The 11006-nt window shown below is 67.4% G+C and carries 8 protein-coding genes; 4 read left to right on the top strand and 4 right to left on the bottom strand.

What is annotated here, in order from left to right:
- The first annotated feature begins 176 nt into the window (after positions 1-176).
- The 4 genes from AC1DKQ_RS07990 (at position 177) to sufU (ending at position 8276) form a co-directional block, all read left to right on the top strand.
- Positions 177-2918, top strand: a complete 2742-nt coding sequence (locus AC1DKQ_RS07990) for a helix-turn-helix transcriptional regulator (protein ID WP_476918636.1) — start codon at positions 177-179, stop codon at positions 2916-2918.
- Between the two features lie 80 nt (positions 2919-2998).
- The gene (locus tag AC1DKQ_RS07985; protein ID WP_476918635.1) at positions 2999-5653 is read left to right on the top strand and encodes a helix-turn-helix transcriptional regulator; all 2655 of its coding nucleotides are present in this window, start codon (positions 2999-3001) and stop codon (positions 5651-5653) included.
- An 848-nt stretch (positions 5654-6501) separates the two neighbouring features.
- On the top strand, positions 6502-7809 hold the full coding sequence (locus AC1DKQ_RS07980; protein WP_476918634.1) for an aminotransferase class V-fold PLP-dependent enzyme: 1308 nt from the start codon (positions 6502-6504) through the stop codon (positions 7807-7809).
- A gap of 11 nt (positions 7810-7820) precedes the next feature.
- The gene (gene sufU, locus AC1DKQ_RS07975; protein ID WP_476883695.1) at positions 7821-8276 is read left to right on the top strand and encodes a Fe-S cluster assembly sulfur transfer protein SufU; all 456 of its coding nucleotides are present in this window, start codon (positions 7821-7823) and stop codon (positions 8274-8276) included.
- 67 nt (positions 8277-8343) lie between these two features.
- Here sufU and AC1DKQ_RS07970 read toward each other — a convergent pair whose 3' ends face one another.
- The 4 genes from AC1DKQ_RS07970 to AC1DKQ_RS07955 all read right to left on the bottom strand — a co-directional run bounded on the left by AC1DKQ_RS07970 (position 8344) and on the right by AC1DKQ_RS07955 (position 10961).
- Positions 8344-9657 (bottom strand): UDP-glucose dehydrogenase family protein, encoded by a 1314-nt coding sequence (locus AC1DKQ_RS07970; protein WP_476883694.1) that lies wholly within the window; start codon positions 9655-9657, stop codon positions 8344-8346.
- 56 nt (positions 9658-9713) lie between these two features.
- The gene (locus AC1DKQ_RS07965; RefSeq protein WP_476883693.1) at positions 9714-10130 is read right to left on the bottom strand and encodes a VanZ family protein; all 417 of its coding nucleotides are present in this window, start codon (positions 10128-10130) and stop codon (positions 9714-9716) included.
- Between the two features lie 107 nt (positions 10131-10237).
- Positions 10238-10459, bottom strand: a complete 222-nt coding sequence (locus AC1DKQ_RS07960; protein ID WP_277526174.1) for an SCO4848 family membrane protein — start codon at positions 10457-10459, stop codon at positions 10238-10240.
- 4 nt (positions 10460-10463) lie between these two features.
- The gene (locus AC1DKQ_RS07955) at positions 10464-10961 is read right to left on the bottom strand and encodes a DUF2505 domain-containing protein (protein ID WP_120953656.1); all 498 of its coding nucleotides are present in this window, start codon (positions 10959-10961) and stop codon (positions 10464-10466) included.
- Positions 10962-11006: the final 45 nt, after the last annotated feature.

Here is an 11006-nt window from a genome sequence, read left to right as displayed (position 1 = left end):
GGGATTCCGACTACTTGCTTTCGGCCACTCGGTGCTCGGGTCCAACTGAGTACAGCTACGTAGAGGCAGCGGAATACTTGCTGCGTAATCGAGTACTACTTACGCATACCGAAAAAACGCGTAGTCCCTACCGTTGAGGTATCACCGCTCACACTTTGACAGCGAAGGTCTCTCATATGTTCCAGCAAGAAGCCGGCTTGCCTGCGGGCAGCGGCCAGACAGAAGCCATTTTTCCCGCGCCAAGAAACGGACATGGACGGAACAAAGACAAACCCTTCACCCGCCAGCAGGTCGTTGCCGACGTCATTGAAACCCTGACGTCAGGTTCGGGCTGCGGCATAGTACTTGTGGGCGACCACGGGGCCGGCAAATCCTTTATCGCCCAGCGAGCCCTTGAGCAGCTCGGCGACGATTACCTGGTTGTCCAGGTCCGTGGCAGCTCCATTTCCTCCAAGCTTCCCTACGGGGCCCTGAGCGTCCTCCTGAACGACCTCGACGCCTCCCATCTCGAGCACCCCCTGATGGTGCTGCGCGGACTGACCCAGCTGCTCCACAACAAATCCGAGGGGCGGCGAATCGTTCTTTTCGTGGACAACGCCCATGACCTCGACGAGCTCTCGAGCATGATGGTGGCCCAGCTGAGCGCGGGGGCCCATGTCACCCTGTTGGCGGCGTGCGTGGACATGCCCCACGTCGGCGGCGACATCATGGGCCTGTGGAAGGACGACCTGCTCCGGCGGGTAGACCTGGGATCGTTCGACTTCGCCGAGACGGCCGCAACGCTGGATCACGAATACGGCGGCCGTTTCTCCCTGACCGCAGCCCGGGCCCTGTGGAGCGCTAGCGGGGGCAACGCCTTGTTCCTCCATTCGCTCGCCCGGGAACAGATCAAACTGGGCACACTGGTACGCCAGGACGGCGTATGGTTCCTGGGCAACGGCCCCATTGCCTTGACCGGCGAGATCCGGGACGTCGTGAAGGCACGCCTGAACCGGCTAGGCGCCGGCCAGCGCGACGTCTTTGAACTGCTGGCACTTGCCGGCTCGGTCCCGCTGCAGACTCTCATGCTGATCGCCAACCCGCAGGACATGGACGCGCTCCAGGAGCGGGCCCTGATCCGGGTCACCCATGATCATCCGCCGATGGTTAGCGTCGCCAACCCCGTGACGGCCGGAATCGTCGCCAGCGTTGTGCCGCCCGGCCGCAGCGCTGAACTCCGCCGCCGGCTCACGGCCGTACTCCAGGAGCCGGATGCCCTGGACGCCGGCAGCGCGACCGCCGTCGCCTGGGCGCTGGACTGTGGAGAGCAGGTGCGCCCGGAGGTGGCGCTGGCCGCGGCCCACACCGCGAACAGCGGGTCCGACCCCGCGGCGGCACTGCGGTTCATCCAGGAGGCCGAAGGAAGCGAACGCCCGGTCCTGACGGCCATCGAAGCGGTGAATGCCCACATTTTGGTGAACAACGCGGAGTCCGCGCGGCGGGTTCTGGACGCCCTTGATGACACCGCCTGCCGGGAGCTTCCAGTGTCCGAGTGGACAGCCTTGCAGCTGCTGCGGGCAGAGCTGGAAAAGCGCAGTCCGGTCCCTGGAGCCGATCCCAGGGCCAGGCTGCGCGAGCTCGCGGAGCGGCTGGCGGCAGAACCGGAGCAGCACACCCCCGCGGTGGACGCGGCCCGCGAGCAGCTGCGCCTGGCCGAGGCCGAGCTCGCCGCATTCCAGGGACGCTACGCCGATGTCCTGGCCGCGACCGAGCATGTGGACACCACGGACCTGGGCAGCGAACTGCGCATCATGACCGCCAGTGTCCGCGCCGAGGCCCTAGCCGTCACTGGCAACGCCGTAATGGCGCTGGCCCTGGGAAAGCAGGTCCTGGCGGCCACAGCCAACGTGTGCCTCACGGACCGTGCAGTCCGTGAGGTAAGGGGCAGGTTCTTGTTCCTGCTTCTGCTCTCGGCAAATTTCCGGGAAGCATCCGCGTATCTTGACGTGACTTACGGGGGCGTCGAGCCCCAGACCCGGCTCGGCGGGATGTTCGAGATTGGGCACGGCGTCGTTGACCTGCACGCCGGCCATCTGGACGACGCACTGTCCCGACTGCAGGCCGGCAGGTGGCAGCTCCGGGCCCAGGACCCCGATGCTTTGACTGGGCTGGCCACGGCAGTCTGTGCCTATGCCGCCGCGCTTCAAGGCGAAGAGGAGACGGCAGGCCTCCTGCTGGGCGACTTGGACCAGCCGCGGCCGCCCGTGGCCTGGCTGGCGGAACGGCTTACACGCTATTTCGAACTCTCGGCCCAGGCCGAGCTCGGCCAGCGGGCAGCATCCATCCGCGCCCTGGCAGCCGAGGCGGAGAACGACACGGAAACCTCGGCCGTGGCCACTGCGCTCCTGTTCCAGTCCGCCGCCACCAGGTTGGGAGACCGCCAGATGGGCCACAAGCTCGGCAGCCTCGGGGGCCGGGTGACCGGGCAATTCGCGGCCCTGTGCTCGCGGCTGGCAGAAGGCATGCGGGAAGCCGACAGCGAACTCTTGCTGGGGGCGTCCAAGGATGCCGACACATCCGGCAACGCCGTCTTCGCCCGGGATGCGGCCCGGAAGGCCGTCAGCTGCGCCAACGACGCCGGTAACCGGATCGCTCTGCGCATCGCCCAGCGGACGCAACAGTCGCTTGATGACAAGTTCGGCAGCCCCAAGAACGGTCTGCACTCGCTCACAACGTCGACCCTGACGGCGAGGGAATGTGAAGTGGCCGTCCGGGCCGCTGCCGGCACGGCGAACCGCAAGATCGCGGAACAGATGCACGTATCGGTCCGCACCGTGGAGGGGCACCTCTATCAGGTGTATTCGAAGCTGCATGTCGCCAGCCGATCGGAACTCAAAGATGTCATCTCGACTCCGGCAGACAGTGCCCGGCTCGGCTGAACCCGGCAGAATCCGGTCGGCATCCCGGTCGGCTTTCCGGGGAAGGCAGAGGGCGGCAGGAAGATCCGGCAATGGAAAGCATGGCTGAAACTGCACCTTTGATCGAGCGGTCAACACTGCTCAAGGATCTGGTGCGCTGCCTGCGCGACGACACTAGATCAGGTGCGATCGTCGTCGGCGGCGCCGGGACCGGCAAGACCGCCGTCCTCAAGGCCGCCCTCCGCGAACTCGGGACCCGCAGACACCTGATTCGGCTGACTGCCACCCCGGCCCTGGCCGCCGTTCCCTTTGGCGCCCTGGCGCCGTACCTGTCCCGGCTTCCCGACCGGGAACTGGACTCCTACGCCGCGGTCGTGGGGGCAATGGCGGTAAGCCTTAAATCCGAGGCGGAGCGCCCTTTGTTCGTCGTCGACGACGCGCATTGCCTCGATCACGGGACCGTCGGGCAACTCGCGCAGGCCGCAGCCACCGGTGCAGCGAGTATCTTTGCGACCTGCAGGCCCGGGCCGATGATCCCGGAAGAATTCCTGTCGCTGTGGGACGACGGAATTATTGCCAAGCTCGATCTTGCCCCGCTCAGCCGGACTGGAACACACCAGCTGTGCGAGCAGGTCCTGCGGGCCGACGTCTCACCGTGGGTCAGCGCGCTGTTCCACGACGCTGCGGACGGGAACCCGCTCATGTTGATGTCCTTGATCCTGCACGCCCGTAGCACCGGCGCCCTGGGATGCAGGCACGGAGTATGGTTCCTGCTGGCCAACCCCGACATGGCCCGGGTTCCTGCGGCGGACGTCGTTGACCGGCAATTGCGCTCCATGACGCCGGAGGAGAAGACCGCAGCCACGATCGTTGCCCTGGCGGGGCCGCTTTCCCTGGCCCAGATCCTGCGGATCAGCGGCCCCAAAGCCGTCGATGCGCTGGACACTGCCGGGATAATCGCTGTCTCGGCCGGGCACCACCGGCTCGTCAGGCCCGCGAGCCCGATGGTCGGCGAGATTATCCGCCTCCGGGTCCCCGCCGGGCGCAGCTCGGCCCTGCGTTCGAGCGTGCTGTCGCTGCCCTCAGAGCGTGCCCTGCTCCCCGGAGCCGCGCTGAACCGCCTCCGCTGGTCCCTGGACTGCGGTGTGGAGATCCCGCCCGCGCAGCTGCTCCAAGCCGCCGTCGCTGCGAACACGGCCCTGGATCCTGCCACAGCTGCCCGGGCTGCTCGCGCCATCCGGGACGCCCGGTTCCTCCCTGAGGCCAGGATCCAGCTGGCCTATTCCCAGTTCATTGCCGGACGCCGCGCCGCCGCCGTGGCGGGCCTGGAGTCCGCGCGCCCCGTGGCCGCCGGACGATCGTCGTATCTGGCGGCCCTGCTCGCGGCCCGGCTGGGCTCTTCCACGCCGGACCGGGATGCGGTAACTTCCACGCACTCTCCGGGAGATGCCCCGCAGGAAGAACAGCGGGAGGAAACGTGGGACGGGCCGTGGGATGAGGGGGCCGCTGCCCGGGTAGCGGCTGAGTTCCTCCGCCGGACGGGGGACAGCAGGTCCGTGGCTGCCGACTCCGGGCTGCGGGAACTGGTTGGTACCCCCGGCACTCCTCCCGAAATCCGGGTCCCGGCCCTATCCCTGCTCGCCGAACGGCTGTCAGCCCAGGGCCTGCTGCGTGCAGCTCTGCGACTGGACTTCGAGGCATGGAATGGCGCCTGCAGCGGGAGCCGCGGGCTTCCCCTGATGTATGAGGACCTAATGGTGCGACACTGCCTGATCCTGATCGGGGCCGGTGACTGGGACGGGCTCGGCAGCGTGCTCGACGATTACGCGGCCCGCGAGCCCGGACGGCTGCTGTACAGCGGCGGCATGCTCCACCTCATGCGGGGATACTCCAGGCTGCGCCAGGGCCGGATGCGCGAAAGCTTGGCCGAGTTGCGGCTTGGCGTAGAGGAACTAACCATCGCCGACCCCTTGAACCTGCTTCCGTTTGCTCACGCGGTGGCAGCCTACGCGGCTGGCACCGTCGGACGGCACTATGAGGCTAGCCAGCATTGCCTGGCCTTCCGGCTTTCGGACTACCGGGAGCCAAAAACCCTTCGCCTGCTGGCGGAGGCGTATTGTCAGGCAGCGGAACCCGTGGGCGGCCCGGAGGGGAGTGACGCAATGGCCCTGGCACGGTTGGCGGACGACGCATTGCACGAGGGCCTGCGGGGCGTTGAAACCGATATCAGGCGGCTCGCGTTCCGCAGCGGTGGCGTTTCCGAGGCCGACGCCGAGGCACTGGCCCTCAGCAGCAGGGCAGTGGATGGGCCAGAGGCGCGCCTGCTGGAATCCTACGCGCTGGCGGTATCGGCGTCCGACGCTGCCGACCTCATTGGCATCAGCGACGACGCGCTCGGCGGCGGGCACGGGCTCTTGGCCCTTGAAGCCGCCCAGCAGGCCGAGCGGATCCTGGCCGATGACCCGGACCGGTGGAGGCTCACCGCCGTCCAGCGCCGGGTTCACCACCGGCTCGTGGAAGCCGGCATGTCCGCGCAGTTGGAGATCGTCCACAGCGATCACGGGGCCCCGCTGACCGGACGCGAGGCCGAGGTTTTGGAACTTGTGTCCCACGGCGCCACGAACGCCGAGATCGCCTCGGCGCTGTGCGTATCGCAACGAACCGTGGAGGGGCACCTGTCCAGGATCTTCGCTAAACTCGGCGTCGGCCGGCGCGCGGACCTGCTGGGCCACGGCTCCCTGAATCCTGAACCCTGAACCCCAGACCTCTGGCCGGCGGCAGCGCCGGCGGTGCGTACAGGCCGGGTGGCCTATGGGACCGGCGGGAGTATCCCCAAGTAGTGCCATCGCCCGTGAGCCCACAGAAATCACGTAAACGCTACTCGTGTGCAGATCCGCTCCGGGCGATTGACTTAAGCCAGTCCCACGAACCCACAAGGTCGCAATGAGGACAAGTTCTAAATGAGGAAACGGTCTCAACGAGGAAACTGTGTCAAATCGAGGAAACATCAGGGCGGCAAACGACATGGCATGATCAGCAGGAAATTAGGTCCTAAAGACCCTCTTGCCTGCTGAAGCAGCCACTGCCACCATAGAGGTGGTCGGGCCGTAACCTCCCTACCCCCAACTCCTTCGTTGGAATCGTACGGTGCCCCAGCCGGCAGCCGTACGCCAAGGTCGGAGCCGGCGGCGTCAGAGCCTTCTGAGACCGAGGCTCTCCCCCCAGCCGCCGCCGGCTCCCTTAACGGGATGCTCCCGAGTCCGCGCCGCTCTGAGGCGCGGACTCGGTGTGAGCGCCGTCGAGGAGCGCCGCAAGGGTAAAAGCGACGAGGCAGGCCGTTGGGCGCGCCAGACCACGCCGCACCTGGCCCCGCGGAGCCCAGAGAAGCCGGAAGCCCAGAGAAGCCGGAAGCCTAGAGAAGCCGGAAACCCAGTGAAGTCGGGAGCTGCGTGGTTGTCGTGGCCGGGGCCTGCGGGCCGCCGCACTGCAGGGACATCACCGCATGGGATAATTAGGATTAATCTGCGTGACGTAATGGCGCCGCCGGCCTTCCGGCCGGCGCGCTCGAGGCGCCGCAGCGAACGCCGATCCAGGAGTCTCCGCCATGGTTGCCACACCAGCCCACCTCCGCCGCTCTGCCATCACGCTCGGGAACGACGAGGTCCTGAGGATCCGCAACGACTTCCCGATCCTGCAACAACACGTCAACGGCAAACCCCTCATCTACCTGGACTCCGGGGCTACCTCGCAGAACCCGATCAGCGTGCTCGAGGCCGAGCAGGAGTTCTACGAGCAGCGGAACTCGGCGGTCCACCGCGGGGCGCACCACCTCGCCGTCGAGGCCACCGAAGCGTTCGAAAATGCCCGGGAAACGGTGGCGGACTTCGTCGGGGCGGAGTGGGATGAACTGATCTGGACCTCCAACGCCACGGAGGGCCTGAACCTGCTCACCTATTCCTTCCTTAATGCGTCCCTGCCCGGCGCGGCCCCGGAAGCAGCCCGGTTCGCCCTGGCCCCGGGCGACGAACTCGTGGTCACGGAGATGGAACACCACGCCAACCTGATTCCCTGGCAGGAGCTGGCGGCCCGGACCGGCGCCGTCGTGAAGTTCATCCCGATCGACGACGCCGGCGCCCTGGACCTGGAGGCCGCCGCCGGCATCATCGGCCCCCGCACCCGCGTCTTGGCGTTCACCCACGCGTCCAACGTCCTGGGCACCATCAACCCGGTGGCCGCACTGGTGGCCCTGGCCCGTTCCGCGGGCGCGCTGGTGGTGCTCGACGCCTGCCAGTCCGCGCCGCACCTGCCCCTGGACCTCAAAGCGCTCGACGTCGACTTCGCGGTGTTCTCCGGCCACAAAATGCTGGCCCCCACCGGCATCGGCGCCCTCTACGGCCGCTCGGAGCTGCTCAACGCGATGCCGCCGTTCCTGACCGGCGGCTCCATGATCACCACCGTCACCATGGAACGGGCGGGCTTCCTGCCGAGCCCGCAGCGCTTCGAGGCCGGTACGCAGCGCATTTCGCAGGCGGTGGCACTCGCCGCAGCGGTGAACTACCTCAGCGAAACCGGGATGGACCGCATCCACGCCTGGGAGGCCGAACTCGGCCAGCGCCTGGTACAGGGCCTGGAATCCATCCCCGGCATCCGCGTGCTGGGTCCCGCGGCGGGGCAGGAACGGATCGGCCTGGCCGCGTTCGACGTCGCCGGTGTCCACGCGCACGACGTCGGACAATTCCTGGACAGCCGGGGCATCGCCGTGCGGGTGGGGCACCACTGCGCCCAGCCGCTGCACCGCCGGCTCGGACTGACAGCTACGACGCGCGCCAGCACGTACCTTTACAACACCACGGACGATGTGGACGCGTTCCTCAACGCGGCCGCCGATGTCCGTGCCTACTTCCAAGCCTAGGACGGACATCCATGAGTCTTGACCAGCTCTACCAGCAGATCATCCTGGAACACGCCAAGGCCCGGCACGGCAGCGGCCTGGCCGCGGCGGCCGCGCCGGAGGACGCGAGCAGCGGCCAGTCACACCAGCTGAATCCGACCTGCGGCGACGAGATCACCGTGCGGGTGTCCGTGGCCGGCGGGAAAGTCAGTGAGCTGCGCTGGGACGGCGACGGCTGCTCCATCTCCATGGCCTCGGCGTCCGTGCTGACGGACCTCGCCGAAGGCATGAGCGTCGGGGAACTCCGCACCGTCATTGACAGCTTCCGCGAAGTGCTGCGTTCGCGCGGCAAGGTGCCGGCCGATCCGGAGGTGCTGGGCGACGCCGCCGCGTTTGAGGGTGTGTCCCGTTATGCGGCCCGGGTCAAGTGCGCCATGCTCTCATGGGTGGCCGCGGAAGACGCTCTCGGCCAGGCGGTGGCAGCCTGACGGCTGCTTGATAGAACCGCGCTAGGGCCGGCCCCTCACGCCCGGCCAGCGTTATGGCCGGACTGCGTTACGGCCGGCCCAGGCCCTTGTAGGTCCAGCCGGCAGCCCGCCACTTGGCCGGGTCCAGCACGTTGCGGCCGTCCAGGATGCGCGGCGCCGTCACGAACGCCTTGGTTGCGTGCGGATCCAGTTCCCGGTACGCCTGCCACTCGGTCAGCAGCAGCACGGCGTCGGCCCTGTGCAGCGCCGTCTCCAGATCCGGTTCGAGCGGAAGCTCCGGGAAGCGTTTGGCGGCGTTGGCCAGCGCCTGGGGGTCGGTGACCGTCACCACAGCGCCTTGCAACTGCAGCTGCGCCGCGGCGCTCAACGCGGGGGAGTCCCGGACGTCGTCGCTTTCGGGCTTAAAAGCCGCCCCCAGCACGGCAATCCGCTGTCCCATCAGAGTGCCGCCACAGAGCTCCCGCGTGAGCTCTACGACGCGGGTCCGGCGCCTCATATTGATGGCGTCAACCTCGCGAAGAAAGGTCAGCGCCTGGTCTGCGCCGAGCTCGCCGGCGCGGGCCATGAAGGCACGGATGTCCTTGGGTAGGCAGCCGCCGCCAAAGCCGATGCCTGCGTTGAGGAATTTCCTGCCGATCCGTTCATCGAGTCCGATGGCATCGGCAAGCCGGGTGACGTCGGCCCCCGTGGCTTCGCAGACCTCGGCCATGGCGTTGATGAAGGATATCTTGGTGGCCAGGAACGAGTTGGCGGCAGTCTTGACGAGCTCTGCGGTGGCGTAATCCGTCACCAGCCGTGGCTTCCCGCTCGCCAGGGGTTGAGCATAGACCTGGTCCAACACGGCGACGGCGGGGTGGTCCTCGCTCCCGTCCGGCACGCCGTACACAAACCTGTCCGGATTCAACGTGTCCGTCACCGCGTGGCCTTCGCGCAGGAATTCAGGATTCCAGGTCAGCATCGCACCTGGCTCTGTCTCCGCCAGCATCTCGGCCAGCCGCGCCGCGGTGCCCACCGGCACCGTGGACTTTCCTGCAACGACATCGCCCGCGGATACGTAGTCGGCGAGCGATGCGACCGCCGCGTCGACGAATCGGAGGTCGGCGGCGTTCTCGCCCCGCTTCTGCGGCGTACCCACGCAGATGAAGTGGACCTCCGAACCGCGGGCCGCCGCCATGTCGGTGGTGAACCGCAACCGCCCCGATTCCTCAAGCTCGGAGAGCAGCTCGTCCAGCACCGGTTCGTAGAAGGGAGCATGGCCCGCTGACAGCTGCGCCACCTTGTGTTCGTCGAGGTCGATGCCTACAACGTCATGGCCCAGCTTTGCCATGCACGCAGCATGCACTGCACCGAGATAGCCGCATCCAATAACCGAGATCCGCACAGTACCGATGTCCTCCCGTTATGGCCTGTTCACAGCGTACGCGGTGCGCCCGGGGATCACACACTCCCGCGGCGTGCCATGAACAGCAACGCCGAGAGGGCCCCCACCAGGGCGCCGGCGGTGTTCGCGGCGACGTCAACGACGGAGGCAAAGCGCGCCGGGAGGAAGACAAGCTGGGCCAGCTCAATCAGGACGGACAGCAGGAAACCGACGGCAACCCCGCCCCACCAGAGCCGCGGGCCGAGGATCCGGGCGACCAGGGCGCCGAGCGGCAGGAACAGGATGACGTTTGAGGCCATCTCCACGGCCGAGTAGTTGAACCATGGAGGGACGCCCCAGTGGTGCAGTTGCCGCAGCGAGCGCGTCAGGAAAACAGATGCGCCCCGGTCCACGGGAACGGGCCAGAGGGCGATGAGGCCGAGGCCCAGCAGATAGGTGCCCAGTGCCCACATGGCCGCACGACGGGGTAGCAAGTGGCGTCCCCTTTCAGCGGTCCACTTTTTGCTGATTCTAGCGCCAGCACCTGACCGGGGCTGAAATTCCGGCACACCGGCGGCTGCTGCCGCCGGTGTGCCGGATCCTAGCTAACCAGCCCGGCAATGCCGATCGCGGCCGTCGCGGCCCCCAGCAGCATGGAGATGCTGACGAGGACCACGTGAACGGTCAGGAATCGCGTGGCTTTGCCGTCGGCGTCGCGGGCGCGCGGGTCCTTCATGACGCGGCGCAGGAACTGCGGCCAGACCACCAGGGACCAGACGCCGGCAATGATCAGGACGACGGCGAGGAACGCTGGCAACTCCACGACGCTAGTGGCTCTCGAGCCAGGCCTGGGCCTGCTGGGACTGCAGGTTCAGGGCCTTGCCGACCATCGGCTCGGCGGCGTCGGCGATCTTGCCGCCAAGGAACGGCACCGAGGAGGTGACGTTGCCCTCGAGCTCGATCCGGGTGCTGCCGCCGTCGGACACGAGGCGCTGGACAGCGTTCACGTCCAGCGGTGCGCCGGAGACCTTGAGGGAGATCTTGCTCTGCCGGGAGCCGTCGGCGGCGGGAGCCTCCCAGGCTTCGAGCTGGGTCACCTTCAGGCTTTCGCCGACAAATTTCCGGGCGATATCGGGCATCCGTGTGGTGGGGATGGTCCGCACGGTGGTGGTGCTAAAGGCGCCGGCGGGATCTCCGTCGAGGGCAAAGGATTCCAGGGTGCCGCCAACGAGCTCGCTCGTGTGGCGCAGGAAGTCTTCATTGACGAAAACCGCGGTAACGCGGTCGACGCTGTGCGGAACGGTGGTGGATGCACTCAGGGCCATAGGGGGTCCTCCGGGATGTGGAAGTGGACGTTTCGGGCTCCAACA

It is taken from the genome of Arthrobacter sp. 05L421 (assembly GCF_056397785.1).
The sequence above is the reverse complement of the archived record's forward strand: the minus strand, read 5'-3'. Positions and strand labels throughout refer to the sequence as shown.

Coding starts and splice junctions, on each gene's coding strand:
- AC1DKQ_RS07990 (WP_476918636.1), top strand. CDS start 177: ATGTTCCAGCAAGAAGCCGGCTTGCCTGCGGGCAGCGGCCAGACAGAA.
- AC1DKQ_RS07980 (WP_476918634.1), top strand. CDS start 6,502: ATGGTTGCCACACCAGCCCACCTCCGCCGCTCTGCCATCACGCTCGGG.
- sufU (WP_476883695.1), top strand. CDS start 7,821: ATGAGTCTTGACCAGCTCTACCAGCAGATCATCCTGGAACACGCCAAG.
- AC1DKQ_RS07955 (WP_120953656.1), bottom strand. CDS start 10,961: ATGGCCCTGAGTGCATCCACCACCGTTCCGCACAGCGTCGACCGCGTT.
- AC1DKQ_RS07985 (WP_476918635.1), top strand. CDS start 2,999: ATGGCTGAAACTGCACCTTTGATCGAGCGGTCAACACTGCTCAAGGAT.